Raw genomic sequence first — 22,401 nt, forward strand, 5'->3', positions numbered from 1 at the left:
TTCTGCTCTTTTAAGCAGGTAACAATTCTTCCATGTAATTTTAGCCCATGCAAACATTCACTCTGCAAAACGAACAACTGCGTGTTGGGATCCGGCAAACCGGCGCCGAATTAGCCAGCATCTATAGCCATCAGAACAAGCTGGAATATCTCTGGCAGGCTGATCCCCGCTATTGGAAAAGGCATTCATCCATCTTGTTTCCCATTGTCGGCAAACTGGCTCATGATACTTTCCGGCTGGACGACAAAGCCTATCATCTGTCCCAACATGGATTTGCAAGGGATATGGACTTCGTGGTGGATCATCAGGATGACAAGACCATTAAACTGCAGTTGAAGGATACGCAAGAGACCTTAAAGCTGTATCCTTTCGCATTTCAGTTTGATGCCATTTATACCCTGGAAAAAAATAAATTGTACATCACCTATGAGATTTCCAATCCGGGTGAGGAGCCGTTGCTCTTTTCCCTGGGAGCGCATCCGGCATTCAATGTGCCGGTCCTGCCGGATACCCGCAGAAGCGACTACGGGCTGCGATTCGAAACGGCTGAAACGACAGACCGGATATTGATAGCCGACGGATTGCGGACCGGAGAGACTTCACGTATCCTGGATGATGCGCAGTTGTTACCCATCACCGATGACCTCTTTGATCAGGATGCCCTGATCTTCGCCAGTCTGCGGTCGGAAGAACTGAGTCTCATCGGGCCGGAGGACCAGGAGATCTGGAAATTCGGATTCAGTGGGTTTCCATACCTGGGTATCTGGTCCAAATCCAAGGAAGCGCCTTTCGTGTGCATTGAGCCCTGGCATGGCGTGGCAGACGAAGTAAACTATGAGGGGCCTTTCCACCTGAAAGATGGTATCATCGCATTACCTGGCAAAGCAGAGTTTACCTGTACACACTGGGTGGAAATCGTGTAAGCTTCCTGATCGGATCAGTTCCAGCGCGGTTTTGAAAAAACGACCAGCAGGATATAGAACAGATAGATCCAGCCCGGTACCGCCAGGATGGATAAAACCAGCTTAGCCCATCCGGTATAACCCAGATGATGAAGCCATATCCCACCGCCCAGCACTCCACTGGCTATTGCCAGGAAAGCAAACCACAACGTGCCATTGCGGGAGCTGACCGAGCCATCACCAAGACCTACAATAAAAAAATAAAAGATGACCAGAGCGACGGCAATGGCGGAGAAAAGAAGCACCCGGTAAAAGATCATATGCCAACGGTTTAGGTTATTCACCAAAATTTCTCGGATAGAAAATTACAACGCCCGGAGATCACCACAAAAAAATTGTTGCTGGCTTCTTGCCATACATTTAGTAGCGGTGTTCAACCAACCAAAGTTGTTCTGTATGTAAATCTTATAAGATGCTGGCAGGGACTGGTCTGACCCGGATCCGGGTATGAACGAAACCTGTATATTTAGGAAAAGAATGTCCTATGCGGATTCCGGTTTTCTTAATCATTTCCCTGATGTTGATCGTCAATAGCTGTAATCAAAGCCCTCCTGCCCGCAGCATTGACCTGAAAGAACTCACCGTGGAAGACATTCACGCCGCCTACCGTGCAGGGACATATACCTCAGAACAACTTGTTCAGGCTTACTTCAACCAGATGGACAGCGTCAATCCGGCTATCCATGCCATTACCTACCGCAACCCGGATGCCCTGGCCCAAGCTCGCGCCCTGGACCAGGAATTCAAAGAGACCGGTACGCTGAGACCGCTGCATGGGATCCCGATGATTGTCAAAGACAATTATGAAACTGCCGGCCTGCCTACGACCGCCGGATCTATGGCTTTGGTCAATTTTATTCCGGAGACCAATGCCTGGATGGTGCAGCAGCTGATCGACGCCGGTGCCATCATCCTGGCGAAATCCAATATGGCCGAATGGGCATTCAGCCCGATGCACACTCAGAGTTCGACCTTTGGCATTACCCACAATCCCTATGACACGACCCGGGTGCCAGCCGGTTCGAGCGGGGGCACGGCTGCTGCCATTGCCGCCAATATTGGGGTGTTGGGTTTGGGGACCGATACGGGTAATTCGATCCGGGGACCTTCTTCCCACTGCGCACTCGTGGGGATGCGTCCGAGTTTGGGGCTGATCAGCCGGCAGGGCATTGTGCCACTGTACCTGCGCAACGATGTCGGTGGGCCGATGTGCCGTACGGTGACCGATGCGGCCCGTGTCATCCAGGCTACTGCAGGGCCGGATCCAGGAGATGCGCTGACTTATTTCGGCGAAGGATATGTCAAGCCGGACTATCTTTCTTATTTGCGCAAAGACGGTCTGCAAGGCAAGCGGATAGGCGTATTGCGCATACTCACTCAGGATATGGATCCGGGTATCAGACCGCTGTTCGAGCAGGCAATTAACGATCTGCGCCGATTGGGCGCCGAAGTGCTGGACTCGGTGGAGGTGCCGGATTTCGCCACGTTAAGACAAAATCAGTGGTGTGCAGAATTCCGTACCGATATCGAAACCTATCTGGCGGACCGGGCGCGGATCGATAGTGTACAGACTATTGAGGACATACTGCGGATCGGCACCAAATCGGACTATACCCGCCGGCGGCTGGAATACCAGCGCAGCCACCTGGACCGTCCGGAAGGCGATATTCCTTGTGGAACCCCATTTGATGATCCATTGCGGCTGGCCTTTCGCAAAGCGATCGAGCAGGTCATGGACGATCAGCTTATTGATGCTCTGATTTACCCAACCTGGAATTATCCACCGGCGCACATCGACCGGTTTGAGGAGGAATATCGCGGCGACAACAGTCAGGTTATTGCACCGGCCACCGGCCAGCCGGCATTCACCGTGCCTATGGGCTTCAATCCGGAAGGGTTACCGGCGGGAATCCAGTTTCTGGGCCGGTTGTTCGATGAGCCTACCCTGATCGAGATCGCCTTTGGGTATGAGCAAGGGACTCACCATAGACTGGATGCCAGACAGCAGACGTCGAATTGAGCTAGCAAGAAGACTTAAACACGTAAACACGTAAACACTTAAATACGTAAATACGTTATTACGCCTTATAATACTCCACCTTCCCTTCCTCTGCTACGGGGACCAGTTTATCGATCAGGTCCGAGCGGTCTTTTTCGCCCATGGTGATAAATGACCTGGCCAGGTCGACTTTTTCCTGGAGGAAATCAACATTTTCAGCTCCGGTGATCAGTACGCTGATGGGCATGCTCCAGGCAAAATGAATGGCATCCTCCACGCTGATCTGATTGGGTACAACCGGATTGTCCGAGGTCCAGACGGTACGTGACTCCATGACTTTTTTAGGGAAAAACCGTCCATCAGCCAATGTTTTCATGGCCAGCAAGCCCAGGCCTGCTTCGATGGCTTTGGGGATGACCAGCCGGACAAAGCTGTGCTCACTGGCGGCATCAACCAGGTTGATGGGCATTTGCAAGGTGGAAAACAAACCACTTTTACCCGCTTGTTCGATCATCCGGAGATGGGCGTAGGGGCTGGCATGGCCGGTGAACCCGACGTGTTTTACCTTGCCTTCTTTGAGTGCGTCTTCAGCAAGGCGCAGTACTCCGTTCTGGATGCGGGCATCGACATCATCGGGTGATGACAAGGCATGGATCTGCCACAGATCGAGATGGTCCACATTGTATCGCCGGAGGGATTCTTCCAGCTCCTGGCGGGCGGTGGCATAGGTTGTTGCCGTGCTCTTGCTCATGATAAACACCAGATCCCGGTAAAGTGGGGTCAGGTATTTGCCATAGCGGCGCTCACTCTGCCCGTCACCATAACTGTAAGCCGAGTCAAAGAATCGGATGCCTTGTTCCAGAGAGCGCTCTATGACGGCCTGGGCATCTTTTTCCGTGGTCCATCCGACATGATAGCCCCCGGTACCCAGCATGGTGACTTCACGACCAGTTGATCCAAGCTTACGCAGAGGCAGTAGAGGTCCCAGACGATCCCGGTTGCCGCTTAATTGCCCTTCGATTGGGTCATTGCTCCATGGCAACATCATACCGGAAGTTAGTACCATAAGCGATTCGATAAATTTTCGGCGAGAATGCATGACGTGATGATTAGGATAAAAGAAAGTAGTAATTTAAGCATTCTGCAGCAGATGCTTTAACTTGGCTGAAGTGCAATTGATCACTCTCGAAAGGTTTGCTTATGAATACGACGGAGACACGATCAACATGGATGAATCTGGGTGTAATACCTCAAACCATACTTGTTCTGGTACTGACCATTGTTACCCCAATGGTCATTCATTTAATCCCATTGAGTGGCCCGGTTCCTGCAGGTGCCCGGGTCTTACCTATGTTTTATGCTCCACTCGCTGGCGTATTGCTGCTCGGATGGCGGGTTGGATTTTTAGCCGGTATATTGGCACCTGTTGTCAATCATCTGATCACCGGAATGCCGGTTTGGGAACTGGTCTGGCTGTTAAGCCTGGAGCTGGGTATCTTTACCAGCTGGGTCTGGTTACTGGCTAAGAACAGAGCGCTCATCTGGGTTAGTGGCCCGCTGGCATATGTGCTTACCAAATGCATATCGGCACCGATGATTGGCTTGTTTCAGGATACTACACCCTGGACTTTTTGGGCTGGTTCGATTGTAAATGCCTTACCCGGATTGGTGATTTTGACAGTTCTTACCTTGCTATTTGTACGTTATGAACAAAGTCACACTTGATTTTCCATCCATCAGCCAGCGCATGAAAATGCTGGCATTTCCGGAGGACATTGACCTGGTTATCGGTATCGGTAGCGGCGGGGTGGTTCCGGCAGCGATGGTCGCCCACCAATTGGGTAAAGACTTGCGGATCCTATGGCTCAATTTTCGTGACCCGCTCAATGCACCGCGATATGCGGAACCTCAATTACTGGAGCCCTTCTATCTGTCTGCTGTACCTAAGCGGCATGTTTTACTGGTGGATGATGTTTCGGTCAGTGGTCATACGCTGGAGACGGCGAAAAGGTTACTGGCATCCCACCAGGTGACGACGATGGTCTGCAAAGGGAAAGCCGATCTGGTGCTCTATACAGATGTGCCGCAATGTGTCAACTGGCCCTGGAAAAGCAACGGTAGTCGCATAGCCAGTACTCCAGAGAAGGCAACCTGATGATGGCGTCCCGTAATACGTATCACACTATACCAGGTCAGGATTAACTTTCTTTGTGTAATAAAATGAACAAGCCATGGTCCGGATATTACCACTGCTGATGTTTTTTGTGTCATTAATGGCCTGCACCAACGCGGATAAATCACCGGAAGAAGCGCCAAATGTGGCAGTGGATTGGTATGCTGAAGGGGAGCAGGTGGCTACGGCAGCGCAGAATCACCTGATGAGTCAGGTCAAGGCAGCTTTGCAAAAAGGCGGACCGGATTATGCCATCCCCTTTTGCCATGGCAATGCCGGCCCGATCATGGATAGCCTATCGCAGGCATATCATTGCACCATCCAGCGTGTCTCGGACCGGAACCGCAATCCCGATCAACATCCGCAAACAGCGGCAGAAGAATCGCTCATGATGGATTATGTCAATCGCCAGATCGTCGGTGATACCGTGATCAGCCAGGCTGGTAATGCCGTGTTTTACCGTCCCATCGTAATCGGTCTGGAGACCTGCCTGAAGTGTCATGGACAGCCGGGCACCGATATTGCCACTTCCACACTGGATAAGCTGCATGAACTCTACCCGGAGGACCGGGCCACCGGATATCAGATGAATGATGTGCGTGGCTTGTGGAAGATCACCTTCCGCGAAGATCACCAATGAGGTTTCGGAGTTGCTGATTTTCCGACACATCTGGTCATAACCCCGTTTTTGATCCGGGATCCGGCAGGTTATTGATATATACCATCCAGCCGGCCAATCTATATCATGTTATTTCTGATGGAACCTCCAATAAATTGGGAAAATTGTGTTCCATGAAAAAAATTGTCTTTTCATTCGCAGTGCTATCCATATGTTTCGCCTGCGGGCCACAAGCCGGAAGCCCGGATTCTTCCAAAGACCTGGCAGCTTATTCCGCCAAAGGCAAGGAAGTAGCATCACTTGCTCAACAAACTTTTTTCCAGGAAGTCAATGATGCACTTAATGAAGGTGGGACAGAATACGCCCTGCAATTTATGCATCCAATCGATAACCCAAAGATTGACAGTCTCGATCGGGTTTATGAATGCACTATCGGGAGGACGTCGAATAAAATCCGGAATGTAGCCAACAAACCCGATGGACCGGAAGAATTGGCGCTGATCGAAGCTTATGTCAACGGAAAAGTGCAGGGAGATACGGTACTTGTCCGGAATGATCACGTTATCTATTACCAGCCGATCTTGTTGAGTATGCCAGCTTGTTTACAGTGTCACGGACAGCCAGGTGTTGACATAACCGACAGTACACTGGCCGCTATTCATACGCTCTATCCGGATGATCAGGCGACCGGTTACAAGCTTGGTGATGTGCGGGGACTGTGGAAAGTGACCTTTAAGGATATGGCCCAATAATTACATTTCGGAAATGGAAGAGGCAGCCAACTCACGTTGGGCTCCTTATTCCCGTTGGATGAAACGTCTATTGACCATGAATAAGTAAGGGTATGGACCGATATTGGTCTTCGATCCAAACGCGCAACCAATAGTTGCCAGATGAGACCGTGGGCAAGGGAAGGAGGAAGGTTTGATTGCCGCGAGATTTGAATTCATGCCAGGATGATTCAATCCGTCCGGAGGAACCAATCAACTCAATTCGGATCTGCTCGGCGGATTGGGTAGTGATGCGGAGGTTTGCGTGATCAGTGACCGGATTGCCAAGCAATTCCAGGTTACCCTTCCAAGGCGCCGTTATGAAGATGGCAGATAACCCGATTGCTTCAAAGGCTCCGGCATCGATAGCGCCTTCGCGGCTGTTGCCATTGAAGTCATCCTGGGGTGCACGATCGGCAACTCCGGCATCAATTGCCGGACTCCCAGCTAATAAATTATATTCCGTTCCTAGTTTGGGATCACGATTGGTTTTGTCCTTGGAGTGCGTAAGCCACCGATCCATTTTATCGGATGCACACACATTGCCGCCCCTGGAAGTTACGGACAACTTGCCCGCTTCCAATCCTATCTCTGAGCCATTGTTATCAAATACATTATTTTGTAATATTAAGCGGCTCTGATCCCCACCTTCCTGGAATTCAATGATAAATCCCTTGTTTGTTGTGTTGTTTGCAAAGGTGTTGTTGATCAGAAAGGTTGAGTCGTCATAATTATCGTAGTCGTTAAGGTAGATAATGCCATCGTATACCGAGCCACGAATATCATGCTCTTCCACCAGGCAGTTTTCCATCCAAAGGTTGTGATTGAACATGGACACGGCGGCTCCCCCTTCTGTGGCTGTGTTTTGAGTAAAGTGCGAGCGGCGGATCGTAACCCCATAGTTGCTCTTCATGGCGTCGTTGGTTGATGCAATGGCGCCTCCCTGGCCAGAGTTGTTTTTTTCAAAAGAGCAGTCTTCAATGGTGCATGCTGCGTCTTCATCAAGGTCTATTGCACCCCCTATCACGGTTGATTTATTTTGTTGGAAGCGGATGTCGGCCAGAATTACCTTATTGTATGGCCCATACGAGGCTATTCCACCTCCGTATTCATCGCTCGAATTGCTAGAGATAAAGCCCCCCTTGGCGGATAAATAGCCACTTTGATTGTAAATGCCGCCCCCTGAAAACGATGCTTTATTTCGCAACAGGTCACAATCAGTCATATACAAAGAGGTGTTTATTTCTTCCCTCGCAAGATAGATTGCCCCGCCGGAGCCAGCCTCGTTATCCGTAAAATCGGACCGATCCGCAGCCATGTCGGCATCCACCATCAAAAAGCACCCTCCCAGGTTTTCCGTAGTGTTGTATTTAAAGTTGCATCGGTCAAATTTCAATAGCGCTTCGTAGGCAACTACCCCCACGCCGCCGCCGACTCCATTTTCATTACAGCACTGGGTATTTTTTTCAAAATCACATTTTACCGCAGTCAGTGTCGAGTTCGAACCATTCACAAAAAGGACTCCTCCCAGATAGCTGGCTGAATTTGAGTTGAAGTTGGAGCTGGTACAGGTCACCTTGGCACCAAAGGTAACTTCGATGACTCCGCCACGCGCCGCTTTATTCTCTTCAAAGAGGCAATTGGTGAGGTAGCTGATGTTAGCCAGGTTAGTGGAAAAGGCTCCCCCGGTATCATCGCTTGAATTGTATTTGAATGTACAGTTCGTGGCACTAAAAGAGGTGGAATTGTTGGGCTGATAGACCGCTCCGCCGGCATAGGCGGAATGGTTGTATTGGAGTTGGCAATCTTCCATCTGGATCGATCCCTTTAACAACAAAATTGCACCACCATAATTTGCTGTATTGTAAAGGAAATAACAATGTGACATTTCGAGGTCTCCGGAAACGAGGATCCCTCCGCCAATCCCATATAAATTGGTTGAGTTACCGTTGGGGTTACCGGTTCCATTGGTGATATAAATTCCATCAAGATATACCGTTCCGCCTGACAGCGAGATCTCCATCACATGGTAAGCGTTATCGGAGCGGTGCTCCGTATACGATTCAATATCATCACCTGTCAGGTCTCCCGAAAGTCGTGTATAATAAGTGGTCCAGTCACGATCTTCCAATTTTGACTCTTTGCCGGTAAATCCGCCATATAAACGCAATGATTTTTTAATGAGGTAAGGCTTGGATTTTGCCGCCGGATGATAGGTGCCTTCTGCGATCCATAGTTCTGAGCCTGCCGGGACGGCGTCGATGGCTTTTTGTAAGTCTTTGTAGGCATTGATCCAGCTGGATCCATTGCTGGATCCGGAAGCATCGGATTTAACATAATATACTTTTGCTTGGAGAAAGAAACAGGATACGGCAAATATCAGTGTAAAAATAAATTTCATAAAACGTTGACTTTCAGGCAAAAATATGTACAACTGCCATTGTGGGCCATCAACCTTTTGGGTGATTTTTATAAAACTTGAAAAATAGAATGTTAAATCTATTGCACATAAAGTTAATTATACTTTACATTTGTAAAAATAACTTTACAAAATCAACATTCAATGAAATCACAATGGTTGTTACCTCATCGCTTTCGGCTGCCCGGGTGGATCCTGCTGGTGCCGGCACTGGTATTTGGTGTTATGGTCCTTCATTTTGATTATAAGATCCCCGGATTGGTGATCGAATTGGGAGGTTCTGATATCTTTTGCGGTACGCAGGATCTGACCGATGAACTGGCCTTTTCACTGGTCTGGATTGCCCTTATCGCAATTGGCTTCAGCAAGGAGAAATTTGAAGATGAAGGGACTCGGTTCATTCGCCTGGAAGCGCTTATCCGGGCCAGCTGGATTTACTCCATTTTGCTGTTTGCAGTCGTTTGGACGGTCTATTGCGATGCTTTTTTATCCGTATTAATCTATAATTTGTTTTCATTTCTCATCATCTATATCGTTTGTTACGAATGGATGAAACGATCCTGGAGGAGGCAGCGGGAAGATGAAGAATAAGGTGAAAATCCATCGAGCCATGCACGACTTGTCCCAGGAAGATTTGGCGCAAATCATTGGCGTGTCCCGGCAGACCATCCATTTTATCGAACGTAACAAATACGTTCCCTCGACCGTATTGGCACTTAAGTTGGCCCGGTATTTTAAAGTCCGGGTAGAAGAACTTTTCGAGCTGGAAGACGAAGATTAAGGGGCAGGGTTAAAAAGGCATTCGTATCTTAATTCGAAAATAGCGCACCATGACTCCCATCGAAGTCCCGACGCTCGCCTTTCTGCAAGAACTTACGGTCAACAACAATCGGGAATGGTTTCAGGAACACAAGGACTGGTACGAAGCCACTAAAGAAAACCTGGAGGCCTTTAAGAACAGTTTGTGGCATGCCATGAACCAGGTCGATGTTCTGGATGGGATCAAACTCTTTCGTATCTATCGGGATACCCGGTTTTCCAAAGACAAATCTCCATACAAAAACTACTTTGGCTTAAGCATGTCGCGAGCTACGGCAAAGCGAAGAGGTGGTTATTATCTTCATCTGGAGCCCGGCGGTTCATTTGTTGGCGGTGGATTTTTTGGCCCGAATGCCCCGGACACCTTGTTGATCCGGTCCGCTTTTTCGGCAGACGACCGCCCAATACGGAAGATCCTGGCAGACCCGGCTTTTGTGCAGCTTTTTGGACAACTGGAGGGCGAAGCATTAAAATCTGCTCCCCGGGGATTCACCAATGACGATCCGGCCATCGATCTCATTCGCATGAAATCCTGGATCGTTCGTAGGCCCTTTACCGATGCAGAAGTTGTGTCGCCGCAGTTTCCCGGTGAAGTGGTGAAGACCTATATTGCCATGCGGCCTTACTTTGACTACATGACCGGGGTGCTTACGTCCTAATCCAAAGCCCAACATCATGATAAAGATGCCAAGAGCACAGATCCTGATTTTTGGGATCATCATTCTGACGGGTTGTCGACTCCAGCCAAAAGTTACACCTCCGCTGAATGTCCTGTTCATTGCCATCGATGATCTCAGGCCTCAATTGGGCTGTTACAACCTGCCCTACATGCATACGCCAAATCTGGACCGGTTGGCTGCCAGAGGATTTGTTTTTGACCGGCAATATGTGCAGGTGCCTACCTGCGGGGCATCCCGGTACAGTCTGCTCACGGGGCGGAGACCGGCCACTCCGGATCATCTGTCTAACGATGTATTTGCCCGGTTAACCGCCGGGAAGCCGGAAGGAGTGATGCCTGAAAATTTCATTCAACTGCTCAGAAATAAAGGTTTCCGGACTGCTGCGGTAGGAAAGATCACCCACGCACCGGATGGCCGGGTTTATGGTTATGAAGACGATCCCTCCGAGGTGGAAGAATTACCGTATAGTTGGGACCTTCAACCACGGGTCTATGGGCGTTGGGGTACCGGGTGGAATGCATTTTTTGGCTATGCCGATGGCAGCAACCGACAGAGCAGGCATAAAGAGGTGCCGCCATTCGAGGTGACAGCGGGGCCGGATACCATATATCCGGATGGGATGATAACCAGGGAAGCATTGTCTCTGCTGGATACCCTGCAAAATTGCGGTAATCCTTTTTTTCTGGGGGTTGGTTATTATAAGCCGCATCTGCCCTGGACGGTACCACAAAAATACTGGGACCTGTATGCCGGGGACTCGCTGCCACCGATTCCGGTTCAGGATGTCCCTGCCGGCGCAGATCCGTCCAGCCTGCACGCGAGCGGAGAGTTTAATCAATACCTGGCGGTTCAGGAGCATCCTGATCTCCAACACCCTGCTTCGGCAGCCTATGCCTATGATCTGCGACGGGCGTACGCGGCATGTGTCAGCTATATTGATGCACAGATCGGGTTATTGATGCAGGCACTCGATGATCGTCACCTCAGGGACCATACGCTGATCGTCATCTGGGGAGACCATGGATGGCATCTGGGAGATCAGCGCGTATGGGGAAAACATACGCTGTCGGAATATGCATTACGCAGTGCCTTGATTATGAACCTTCCCGTTGATACGCTACCAGCCAGGCACATTCTGCAGCCGGTAGAAACGATCGATATCTTTCCTACTATCCTGGAAGTGTTGGGGCAGGGGATGCCAGATTTTGCGGAAGGTAAGTCCCTCCTTGCGAATCTTAAGGGAGAACCCGACGATCCTTCTGCGGCTGCATTCAGTTTCTGGCAAAGAGGAATCAGCATGCGGACGAATCGATACCGGCTGACACAGTACCTGGATCACGGAAAAATCTATACCGAGTTATTTGATTATCAGCAAGATCCGAATGAGTCACAAAATCTGGCCACGGGGTCTCCGGATATTGTCCGGGAGTTGATGCCCCGGTTGCAGGCGCACATGCCTGAATATCTCCGCGCTCTTTTTGATCTTCCGGGACAAGCCAAATAGCTGCATTTACCCGATAAAGTGTGATCAGCGATGGCTGATCAGCAGATAAAAACTAACTTAGTCTGAAACAACAATCTGTTATGCCTATGAAATCGCTTGCCTTAGCAATCCTGTTACTTGGTTTTTATGTGTCTATGAATGCCCAGCAATCCAGCTCAGACGTGATGGATTGGGAGAAATACGATCCGCCTTCCACCCTGGTGGTGCCGGAGCATCCCACCAGCCGGGCTAAATTTCCTTTCGTTGATGTACACAGTCATCATTGGCGTGGTTTGGACCGGGCTTATTTCGAAAAGCTGGGCAGGGAGATGGACGAATTGCATATGCAGGCAATGATCAATTTGAGCGGAGGAACCGGATTGCCATTGAAAAATATGGTAGACAGTGCACAGCGGTACCTACCGGGCCGGTTCATCGTATTTGCCAATATTGAATTGCGAAGCATTGACGATCCCGATTTTACGGCAAGCACCGTTTCCCAATTGGAAAATGATTACCACAATGGAGCCCGCGGACTGAAGATCTTCAAATCCCAGGGGATGGATAATAAAGATTCCAAAGGCAAACGGATCGCGATCAATGATCCGCGACTGGATCCCGTCTGGGAAAAATGCGGCGAACTGGGTATGCCGGTGCTGATCCATGCTGCCGACCCCGCCCCTTTCTGGCAACCCTGGGACGAACAAAACGAAAGGTGGCTGGAGTTAAAGGTACGTTCGGGACGCAGGCGTGCCGATTTTGAAGCCAGTTGGGAGCAGATCATCTCCGAACAGCATGATATTTTCAGAAAACACCCGAACACCACTTTTATCAATGCACACCTGGGATGGTTTGCCAACAATCTGGATACGCTGGGTCAGCTTCTGGACGCCATGCCGAACATGTACACGGAAATAGGCGCGGTTATCGCGGAGTTAGGGCGTCAGCCCCGGGCAGCAAAGGCTTTTCTTACCAAATACCAGGATCGTGTCCTTTTTGGCAAAGACTCGTACAATCCGGAAGAGTATCATACTTATTTCAGGGTCCTGGAGACGGCGGATGAATATTTCCCTTATTACAAAAGATACCATGCTTTCTGGCGGATGTACGGCCTGGATCTTCCCGATGAGGTGCTGGAGAAGCTGTACTATAAGAATGCCTTAAAAATCGTCCCCGGCCTGGATCCGGATCAATATCCCCAAGAAAATTAGTCGCAACAAAACCGCATGGAAAAAGATCTTCGTTTTCCGATTGGCCCATTTCAGAGCCCTGATATTGTCGATGAAGCAGACCGGGAACGCTTTATTAAAACCTTGTCGGCATTTCCTGAAGAGGTGCGTGCACTTGTCCACGATCTGGATAATGATCAATTGGCCAGAACCTACCGACCGGGTGGTTGGACAATAAGGCAAATTGTGCATCATGTAGCTGACAGTCATACTAATAGCTTCATCCGGTTTAAATTAACCCTGACGGAAGATACGCCGACCATCAAACCTTACTACGAAGACCGGTGGGCTGAGCAGGCCGATTATTTATTACCGGTGGAGGTTTCGCTGGGGATCCTGAAAGGCATCCACGCCCGTTGGGTAACATTGTTGGAAAGTCTATTTTCGGAAGACTGGTCCAGAGAGTACATCCATCCGGAGAACAACAGGGCTTATCGCCTGGATGTCGCGCTGGCCCTTTACGACTGGCACTGCCGGCATCACCTGGCCCATATCCGCCAGGCACTGGCGGACCAGTGACCGAAAGAAAATCAGGTATAACATTCAAAATTTTAGCATCGAATGGCAGATCGGATTAACTTAGCCCGGTGAATTCAGCCCTATGGATAAGACAAAAGAGATCATTCAGGCTGCGATCCACCTGACCAGTCAATATGGACTGGAAGGTGCATCATCAGCAAAGATAGCGCAGGAGGCCAATGTGACCCCTTCGGTACTGGGTGGTTATTTCCCGACCCACTGGCATCTGCTGGAAGCCGCCTATCAGTCCGTTCAGACGGATCATATGCATGCCTTGAAAAAAGTCTTGCGTGATCATAAGGATGATTTTTCGGAAGCAGCATTGAGAAGTCTATACCTGGCGTCGACACAGTTCTGGTTGGCTCACGAGGCTGCATTTGATTTTGCCCAGCAATATTTTAATTCCAGCCATTTCACCGAAGAGGTTAAGGCTAAAACGGATGCCTTGTTTTCAGACCTGGTCCATTGGTTCGATCAGGCCATGCGCAAAGGGCTGGTTCGCGAAATCGCTGTCCAGCAATTGTTGCCTTTGTTATTCGCAAACATTGTAACCACGGTTCGCTGTATCATGGAGACCGAGGTATTGGTCGAAAAAGACCATTACAATCATGCCGGATATCAATTCATTTGGCACGCCTTACGCCTCTGACATGTTCCAAAAAGCACTCTTACGTCGTCTGACCCGGACGGGATTGATCCTGTGTTGGGGTATGTCGCTGCATGCCCAGGACTTGTTGCTGGGTGCAGATCTCTCGTATGTGAATGAAATGGAGGATTGTGGAGTCATTTACCAGGAAGGAAATGAAGCGAAGGACCTGTACAGCATATTTGCGGATCATGGCTGTGCTTTGGCACGATATCGCCTCTGGCATAATCCATCCTGGTACGACCAGCTGAATCAGGGGAAACGTTATTCCGACCTGCCAGATGTGATGAAGAGTATCCGGCGGGCTAAAGATTATGGGATGCAGGTGCTGCTGGATTTCCAATTAAGTGATTTTTGGGCTGATCCGTCCCGGCAATGGGCTCCCGAAGCCTGGGCGGACATTGTCAATAACCTGCCGGTATTGGAAGATTCCCTTTATAACTACATCCGTGAGACACTGCTGCAACTTGATGCATCCGGATTGCTGCCGGAAATGGTACAGATAGGCAACGAAACAAACCGGGATATCCTGATGGCAACGGGCGTAAATGCACCATGGCAATTGGATTGGTCACGCAATGCCCCTTTGTTCAATACGGCCATACGGGCGGTGCGGGAAATATCTGCGGAAACCGGAGAGGAGATCCGGATAGCGCTTCATATTGCCGGCCCCCAGAATGTAGAATGGTACATGGATGGTTTTATCAGTCATGGGGTGACGGATTTTGATATCATTGGTTTATCCTATTACTGGCCTTACCACAAACCGGTTACCATCGCGGAGACAGGTCAGGTCATCTCCCGGCTGAGGCAGCACTACAGCGATAAAGAGGTCATGATCCTGGAGACGGGATGTATCTGGACCACTTCTTCCCATGACCAGGCGGTAAACGTGCTCAATGAAATTGCCCCAGGATACACCCCATCATCCCCGGAAGAGCAAGCAAGATGGATGATAGACCTCACCAGGGAAGTATACCGGCAAGGTGGTACCGGTGTTATTTACTGGGAGCCGGATTGGGTATCCTCAGGATGCCGGACCTATTGGGCCCAGGGGTCGCATTACGAGAATGCTGCATTTTTTGACTTTGACAACAATCTGCTGGTCGACGGCGGGATCAAATTTTTTAATTATACCACCTCATCTGTCCGGGTCACTGATGATATCCCAAATGGATTTACAATCACGTTTCAGCAGCGACAATGCATATTCCGCTCAAATAACCTGCCTTTTGATGCAAGCTATTCCTACCAGGTGGTTGATCCGTTAGGCCGGATACTTCAGTCCGGATCACTTAATTCGTTAAATGGTACCAGTTATGAGAAAACGGTGTCGTTGCCTGGAGTCGTGCCGGGATGGGTCACCTGCATCCTGCTCCACCGGCAACAGGTCATAGCGACTAATTTGCATTGGATCGGCTTGTGACGAAGATCATTTTGCCTGCTCTCCTTACCTGTTACATTTGTCCCTTCAGGTTAATTTGCTGTAATAGGTGTTCGTGTGACACTTAAGATTTGTAATAGCACGCTTATTCGCTCTTTCCTCTAAGATCAATTCGCTTCCACGCCGGGTGAATGACTTTATATGTTTTTAAATGCCAGTAAGTTACCGGGTTTTGACAGGAATCACATCGAGAAGTGATTACCATCATCCTATTTCAGGCAGCGAAATGAAACCGGGCAACGCTTGATTGACATGTAATACATATGTAATAGCCGGATAGCTTCAGAATGTAGATACTTTTGACCGGCTTGCCAATGAGGTAGATTTATTGGGAAGCAGGTAAGACAATAAATTCTTCAACTAATAATTAGTGGATATGAGCGTTACAATTAGACGTCTAAGTACGTTTCTGATTTTCTTCTTTGTCCTCGCTGGTTTGATGGCACAAAAAACCGTAACCGGTACAGTGCTTGACAACGAAACAGGGGAAGGCTTGATTGGCGCTAACATCCGTGTACCCAATACCTCGATCGGTACGGTCACGGATATTGACGGCAGTTTTAGCCTGACGGTAGCGGATGACGTTACCCAGCTGGAAGTCAGTTATACCGGATATGAAAATCAAATCGTATCCCTGGATCAAGGACTAAATCTCACCATTCGTTTGGCTGTGGGTAGCACCCTGGATGAGGTGCTGGTGATCGGTTATGGTACCGTCAAGCGGGAAGATGCTACCGGATCGGTGCAGACGGTGAGTTCGAAAGATTTTAACATGGGTGCGATCAGTTCTCCTCAGGAATTGATTTCCGGTAAAATAGCCGGCGTCCAGGTTACCACCAACGGTGACCCCGGAGGAGGTTCTACCATCCGTATCCGAGGAGGATCATCACTGAGTGCTACCAACGATCCATTGGTGGTTATTGACGGGATTCCGGTTGCCACAGATGGCATTTCCGGTTTGAGGAACCCGCTCAATGCCATTAACCCTAATGACATAGAGACTTTTACCATCCTTAAGGATGCATCTGCTACCGCTATTTATGGCTCCCGTGCCTCCAACGGCGTTATTCTGATCACGACCAAAAAAGGTAGTCTTAAGAATAAAATGCGGGTCGATTACTCGGGTAACGTATCGGTAAGCACCCGGGCAAAATCCATCGATGTCTTAGGAGCCGATGACTACCGTAGTTTTGTCAATGCCCGCTACCCGAGCGGCCATGCGGCGCTGGGATTACTGGGAAATGACAACACCGACTGGCAGGATGTGATCTTTCAGAACGCTATAGGGCACGACCACAATGTCAGTTTATCGGGTGGTGTAGGCGAGATCCCTTACCGGGTGTCATTGGGCTATACCAATCGCGACGGTTTGTTGAAAACGGACAATTTCAGCCGGACCACGGCAGCGATTAACCTGTCACCGGGTTTACTGGACAACTACCTGCAGATCAATGTCGGTTTGAAAGGTATGTTTGCCAAGAACCAATTTGCAGACTGGGGTGCTATCGGATCAGCGATTAACTTTGACCCGACGCAACCGGTTTACGATTCCGAAAACGATTACGGAGGCTATTTCACATGGTTAGGTGTTGACGGCCGCCCCAATACCCTGGCACCAGCTAACCCCCTGGCATTGCTGGAGCTGAGGGATAATCATTCCAATGTAAACCGCTATCTGGTCAATGCCAGCGTGGACTACCGGATGCATTTTCTGCCAGACCTGCGTGCGAATTTGAACCTGGGTTATGATTATTCCGATGGTTCCGGTACGAACTTCGTCCCTAAACTGGCTTCCTTCACCTTCTCAGATGGTGGTTACAGCGGAGAATATTCCCAAAACAAAAAGAACAGCACATTGGAGTTCTATCTGAACTACGTAAAAGACCTGTCCAGTATCGTGAAGCTGGATGTCATGGGAGGTTATTCCTGGCAGCATTTTTATGTTTCCAACTACAATTTTGCCTCCAATGTCGATGGAACGGAAATCCTGAGTGCAGCAAATACGGATCCCCGGGAATATTACCTGGTATCGTTGTTCGGCCGGGCTAACCTGACGATTGCTGAGAACCTATTGCTGACCGGTACCTTGCGCCGGGACGGTACTTCCCGTTTTTCACCGGACAACCGGTGGGGTTTATTCCCTGCTTTTGCTGCAGCGTATAAAGTGATTGAGAACCGGGATGCATCGGCCCTTTCCAATTTAAAAGTTCGTTTGGGCTACGGAGTCACCGGACAGCAGGATATCGGATCGGATTATTATCCGTACCTGGCACGCTATCTGTCGAGCCAGGAAAATGCACGTTATCAGTTTGGGGATCAGTTCATCACCACGTTGCGCCCGAATGGCTATGATGCCAACATTAAGTGGGAAGAAACAGCAACCTACAATGCTGCCCTGGACTATGGCTTCCTGAAAGACCGTCTGTACGGTTCGATCGAATATTATTACCGCAAGACCACGGACCTGATCAACTTCGTTCCGGTGCCTGCCGGTACCAACCTGACCAACTTCATCAACACCAACGTAGGTGACCTGGAGAACCGTGGGGTTGAGTTTTCCATCAATGCTGTTCCGGTAGAGAAGGAAAATATGTCATGGGATCTCGGGTTCAACATCACGGCCAATAAGAACAAGATCACACGTTTGACCGCAACCGATGACCCGAACTATCCAGGCGTTTATACCGGTGGTATTTCCGGTGGTGTGGGTAACACCATCCAGATCCACAGTGTGGGGTACCCTGCGAATTCATTTTATGTATACGAACAGGTATATGATGAAAGTGGTATTCCGATCGAAGGATTGTACGTAGACCGCAATGGTGACGGACAAGTTACCCCGGATGACCGTTACCACTATCAGAAACCGGCTCCAGATCTGTTCTTTGGTTTCACGACCTCATACCGGATCAAAAATTTCGATGTAGCAATGGCCGCCCGTGCCAATGTAGGTAACTACGTCTACAATAACGTCGCCTCCAATCTGGTCAACTACAGTAAAGTTTATCACTCGACCAACTACCTGACCAATATCCTGAGCGATTACGCTGCATATGATTTTACGGATCCGCGTTATTTCAGTGATCGGTTTATAGAAAATGCATCGTTCCTGAAAATAGATCACATCACCGCCGGATACCAGTTTAACCAAGCCCTGGGCTTGCGTGGAATCCGTGTCTATGCTACGGTTCAGAACCCATTGATCATCTCCGACTATACCGGTATCGACCCGGAAATTGCGGGTGGGATCGACAACAACTTCTATCCGAGACCGGTGAATTATTTGTTGGGTCTGAATGTCAACTTCTAAACCATTAAATAGTAAACGATGAGAAAATACATATATATAAAATCATTCCTCGTCCTTTCTGCCCTGATGCTGGTCGGTACCGGGTGTTTCAAAGACCTCAATACCGTTCCACTCGATACGGACGAGATTACCTCAGCCACCGTGTATGACAACCCCCAGGCTTACGAACAGGTTCTGGCTAAATTGTATGCGGGATTGGCAGTAAGTGGACAGCAAGGCCCAGCCGGTCAGCCCGATATCAGCGGGATTGACGAAGGTTTTTCCACCTACCTCAGACAATACTGGAAAGCCCAGGAATTGTCTACGGACGAAGCAGTCATTGCGTGGAATGACGGTAACATCAAAGATTTTCACGAACAGGATTGGGACTCAAATAACGAGTTTATTGCTGCCATGTACAATCGGATCTTTTACCAGATATCTCTCTGTAATGAGTATTTGCGTGAAACAACGGATGAGAAGCTGAGCGAAAGAGGTGTAAGTGGCACCCTGCTGGATGATGTAAAGACGTTCCGTGCAGAAGCCAGGTTCCTGCGTGCTCTGTCTTACTGGCATGCCCTTGACATGTTCCGCAATATACCTTTTGTGACTGAAGAGGATAAAGTTGGTGCTTTCTTTCCGGAGCAAATCACGGCACCGGACTTGTTCAGTTTCATTGAAAGTGAATTGCTGGACATCGAACCGGAGCTTAAAGCACCGCGTACCAATGTGTACGGTCGTGCCGATCAGGCAGCGGACTGGATGTTGCTTGCTAAAATGTACCTGAATGCAGAAACCCACATCGGTACACCTAAATACAGTGAGTGTATCACCTATGCACAAAAGGTTGTAGATGCTGGTTTCTCACTGGAATCCAACTATGCCAAATTGTTTATGGCTGACAACAATACCTCCGATGAGATCATTTTCCCCATCGAATTTGATGGAGTAAACACCCGGACCTGGGGTGGGATGACTTTTGTCGTCCATGCAGCTGTTGGTGGTAGTATGAAGCCCGCAGACTTTGGTATCGACGGTGGATGGGGTGGTACCCGTACGACCAGCGCCATCGTTTCGAAATTCCCGGCGATAGGTTCCGGTACCGACCTGGTTAGTCCTAACGCAGGCAGTACGGACTTTACAGCACTGTATGTACCTGGTGCTTACCAGGGATGGGACCCCAGTAACACCTCGACCGTTCTGGCTGATCCTGACGGCGATAACAATTTCGAAGGATATTTGTATTTCCCGGATGCAGGTACCCAATTCAAATTCACCACCGGCCCGAACTGGGATGTCAATTTTGGAGACAACGGTGCTGACGGAACCCTGGATTCCGGAGGAGATAATATTGTTGCAGCAGATGCCGGCATGTACAAGGTCAATGTTGACATGAACAACCTGACCTATACGATCACTAAAACCGACTGGGGATTGATCGGGTCCGGAACACCCTCAGGATGGGATTCCGATCAGAATATGACATACGACGCTGAAGCAGGTGCCTGGACGATTCAGCTTGACCTGGTAGCCGGGGATGTGAAGTTCCGCGCCAATGACGGATGGGATATCAACCTGGGAGACAATGGCAAAGATGGGCTGCTGGAATACGGCGGCGATAATATAGTCATTCCATCGGCCGGGAATTATATCCTGAAGTTATTCCTGAATCCTACCGGATACACCTATTCCATAGCACTGGCTAGTTTTGACAGCCGTGCCATGTTCTACACCGACGGACAGTCGCTGGAGATCGATGACATATCTCAATTTGTTGAAGGTTATGCCGTCGCCAAATTTACGAACCTCAGGTCCAATGGACAGGCAGGTTCCGATTTGACCTTTATGGATACCGACTTTCCACTGTTCCGTCTGGCTGATGCCTATCTGATGTATGCGGAAGCTGTTGTTCGCGGGGGCGCTGGTGGTAGTATGGCTACTGCAGTACAATACGTCAACCTGGTCCGAGAGCGTGCCTACAAAGGCCCATCGGGAGACATCACCCAGGCCGATCTGAATCTGGATTTCTTGCTGGATGAGCGTGCCCGGGAATTCCTCTGGGAATGTACCCGTCGTACGGACCTGATCCGCTTTGGCAAATTCAGTTCCGGCAATTACGTATGGCCCTGGAAAGGTGGGGTGAAGAGTGGTACGGCTACGGATAGTAAATACAACGTCTATCCGATTCCGGCATCCGACATCGGAGCAAACCCCAATTTGGTTCAAAACCCTGGTTATTAATCCTTAAATCGTAATACCATGACCAAAAATATAGTCTATCTAACCTTCCTGTTGTTCGCACTATTTTCGGCATGCCAGGACGAGGCTTTTGGCCCGGTGATACAAGTCGGAAGCCCTCCGACTATTACCAGCCCGGCTGCAGGATCCAATTTTGTGATTACTGAAGACAAGGCGCTGCAGGATTTCGGCACTTTTACCTGGACCCCGGTGGAATATGGATTCCAAGCCGCGGTTTCATACAACCTTGAGGTGGATCTGGCAAGCAACAATTTTTCAGATCCGGTGTCTCTGGGGATCATGAATGCAACCTCCCTGGATGTGATCAATGATAAGATCAATAGTGTTTTACTGGCAAAGGGGATTGGTGGAGGCACTCAGACGGCGATGGCTGCGCGGGTCACCGCCACGGTGAATCCGGATGTTGCACCGGTGGTGTCTGAACCATTGAATTTTAATGTTACGCCTTACGAGGCAGAGATTGTTTACGCTGTATTGCATGTTCCCGGCGGTTATCAGGGCTGGAATCCTGCGGATGACGCCACCGTCATTTATGATCAGAAAAGCAATGGCAAATTCGAGGGATTCATCAACTTCCCGGATGACAATACCGAATTTAAATTCACCAATGGACCAAGCTGGGATGTCAACTACGGGGACAATGGAGCGGATGGAACGCTGGATAAAGATGGAGCCAATATCATAGCTCCGGTCGCTGGCGTATACCGTCTGAAGGTGGACCTGAATGCACTGACGTACTCCATATTGCGGACAGATTGGGGCCTGATCGGTTCGGCTACACCAGCGGGATGGGATTCCGACCAAAACATGACCTTTGATCCGGCAACCGGTATCTGGAGCATCACACTGGACCTCGTCGCCGGCGATATTAAATTCCGTGCGAATGACGACTGGGGTGTGAACCTCGGTGATGACAATGCCAACAAGAAATTGTCTTACGACGGTGCCAACATTGTAATTGGTGAAGCTGGTAACTATACCATCGAGCTGATCCTGAATGTTCCGGTTTATACGTATACCGTAACCAAAAACTAAGAGGTGTTACCCTGTTAAACAAGCCCCTCGGAATACCTTCTGGGGGGCTTTTTTTA

At 49.4% G+C, this 22,401-nt stretch carries 20 protein-coding genes; 17 read left to right on the top strand and 3 right to left on the bottom strand.

Features of this window, described 5'->3' with window-relative positions; translation table 11 throughout:
- Positions 1-47 precede the first annotated feature (47 nt).
- Entirely contained in the window at positions 48-923 is an 876-nt protein-coding gene (locus H6570_02510; GenBank protein ID MCB9318127.1) for an aldose 1-epimerase family protein, read from the top strand.
- Positions 924-937: 14 nt separating this feature from the next.
- Here the strand turns inward: H6570_02510 and H6570_02515 are convergent, their stop codons facing one another.
- Positions 938-1,222 carry an osmoprotectant transporter permease gene (locus tag H6570_02515; protein MCB9318128.1) on the bottom strand — a complete coding sequence of 95 codons (285 nt, stop codon included), beginning with the start codon at positions 1,220-1,222 and terminating at the stop codon, positions 938-940.
- A gap of 224 nt (positions 1,223-1,446) precedes the next feature.
- On the opposite strand from H6570_02515, the gene H6570_02520 reads away from it, so the two are divergent.
- The gene (locus H6570_02520) at positions 1,447-2,982 is read left to right on the top strand and encodes an amidase (GenBank protein ID MCB9318129.1); all 1,536 of its coding nucleotides are present in this window, start codon (positions 1,447-1,449) and stop codon (positions 2,980-2,982) included.
- A 58-nt stretch (positions 2,983-3,040) separates the two neighbouring features.
- Here H6570_02520 and H6570_02525 read toward each other — a convergent pair whose 3' ends face one another.
- Positions 3,041-4,060, bottom strand: a complete 1,020-nt coding sequence (locus H6570_02525; protein MCB9318130.1) for an aldo/keto reductase — start codon at positions 4,058-4,060, stop codon at positions 3,041-3,043.
- Positions 4,061-4,161: 101 nt separating this feature from the next.
- On the opposite strand from H6570_02525, the gene H6570_02530 reads away from it, so the two are divergent.
- The 4 genes from H6570_02530 to H6570_02545 all read left to right on the top strand — a co-directional run bounded on the left by H6570_02530 (position 4,162) and on the right by H6570_02545 (position 6,505).
- Entirely contained in the window at positions 4,162-4,686 is a 525-nt protein-coding gene (locus H6570_02530; GenBank protein ID MCB9318131.1) for a hypothetical protein, read from the top strand.
- A complete protein-coding gene (locus H6570_02535) occupies positions 4,667-5,116 on the top strand; it encodes a hypothetical protein (protein MCB9318132.1) in 450 nt (149 codons plus the stop codon). Before H6570_02530 ends, H6570_02535 begins: the two co-directional genes overlap by 20 nt.
- A 76-nt stretch (positions 5,117-5,192) precedes the next feature.
- Entirely contained in the window at positions 5,193-5,774 is a 582-nt protein-coding gene (locus H6570_02540) for a DUF3365 domain-containing protein (protein MCB9318133.1), read from the top strand.
- A gap of 152 nt (positions 5,775-5,926) precedes the next feature.
- On the top strand, positions 5,927-6,505 hold the full coding sequence (locus tag H6570_02545; protein MCB9318134.1) for a DUF3365 domain-containing protein: 579 nt from the start codon (positions 5,927-5,929) through the stop codon (positions 6,503-6,505).
- Positions 6,506-6,572: 67 nt separating this feature from the next.
- On the opposite strand, the gene H6570_02550 is transcribed toward H6570_02545, so the two are convergent.
- The gene (locus H6570_02550) at positions 6,573-8,924 is read right to left on the bottom strand and encodes a hypothetical protein (protein ID MCB9318135.1); all 2,352 of its coding nucleotides are present in this window, start codon (positions 8,922-8,924) and stop codon (positions 6,573-6,575) included.
- 162 nt (positions 8,925-9,086) lie between these two features.
- On the opposite strand from H6570_02550, the gene H6570_02555 reads away from it, so the two are divergent.
- The 11 genes from H6570_02555 to H6570_02605 all read left to right on the top strand — a co-directional run bounded on the left by H6570_02555 (position 9,087) and on the right by H6570_02605 (position 22,345).
- Complete coding sequence (locus H6570_02555) at positions 9,087-9,533, top strand: hypothetical protein (protein MCB9318136.1); 447 nt, start codon at positions 9,087-9,089, stop codon at positions 9,531-9,533.
- A complete protein-coding gene (locus H6570_02560) occupies positions 9,523-9,723 on the top strand; it encodes a helix-turn-helix transcriptional regulator (GenBank protein ID MCB9318137.1) in 201 nt (66 codons plus the stop codon). The genes H6570_02555 and H6570_02560 overlap by 11 nt, the downstream gene beginning before the upstream one ends.
- 49 nt (positions 9,724-9,772) lie before the next feature.
- Positions 9,773-10,420, top strand: a complete 648-nt coding sequence (locus H6570_02565; protein MCB9318138.1) for a DUF2461 domain-containing protein — start codon at positions 9,773-9,775, stop codon at positions 10,418-10,420.
- Positions 10,421-10,436: 16 nt separating this feature from the next.
- The gene (locus H6570_02570; protein ID MCB9318139.1) at positions 10,437-11,945 is read left to right on the top strand and encodes a sulfatase; all 1,509 of its coding nucleotides are present in this window, start codon (positions 10,437-10,439) and stop codon (positions 11,943-11,945) included.
- Between the two features lie 86 nt (positions 11,946-12,031).
- Entirely contained in the window at positions 12,032-13,135 is a 1,104-nt protein-coding gene (locus tag H6570_02575; GenBank protein MCB9318140.1) for an amidohydrolase family protein, read from the top strand.
- A gap of 15 nt (positions 13,136-13,150) precedes the next feature.
- The gene (locus H6570_02580) at positions 13,151-13,672 is read left to right on the top strand and encodes a putative metal-dependent hydrolase (protein ID MCB9318141.1); all 522 of its coding nucleotides are present in this window, start codon (positions 13,151-13,153) and stop codon (positions 13,670-13,672) included.
- A gap of 82 nt (positions 13,673-13,754) precedes the next feature.
- Entirely contained in the window at positions 13,755-14,321 is a 567-nt protein-coding gene (locus tag H6570_02585; GenBank protein ID MCB9318142.1) for a TetR/AcrR family transcriptional regulator, read from the top strand.
- Positions 14,281-15,744 carry a glycosyl hydrolase 53 family protein gene (locus H6570_02590; protein ID MCB9318143.1) on the top strand — a complete coding sequence of 488 codons (1,464 nt, stop codon included), beginning with the start codon at positions 14,281-14,283 and terminating at the stop codon, positions 15,742-15,744. The genes H6570_02585 and H6570_02590 overlap by 41 nt, the downstream gene beginning before the upstream one ends.
- 457 nt (positions 15,745-16,201) lie before the next feature.
- Positions 16,202-19,072, top strand: coding sequence for a TonB-dependent receptor (locus H6570_02595; protein ID MCB9318144.1), 2,871 nt, complete (start codon positions 16,202-16,204; stop codon positions 19,070-19,072).
- Positions 19,073-19,090: 18 nt separating this feature from the next.
- Positions 19,091-21,292 (top strand): RagB/SusD family nutrient uptake outer membrane protein, encoded by a 2,202-nt coding sequence (locus tag H6570_02600; GenBank protein ID MCB9318145.1) that lies wholly within the window; start codon positions 19,091-19,093, stop codon positions 21,290-21,292.
- An 18-nt stretch (positions 21,293-21,310) separates the two neighbouring features.
- Positions 21,311-22,345, top strand: a complete 1,035-nt coding sequence (locus H6570_02605) for a SusE domain-containing protein (protein ID MCB9318146.1) — start codon at positions 21,311-21,313, stop codon at positions 22,343-22,345.
- The last annotated feature ends 56 nt before the right edge of the window (positions 22,346-22,401 follow it).

The sequence above is a fragment of the Lewinellaceae bacterium genome (assembly GCA_020636135.1).
Classification (GTDB): Bacteria; Bacteroidota; Bacteroidia; order Chitinophagales; family Saprospiraceae; genus JAGQXC01.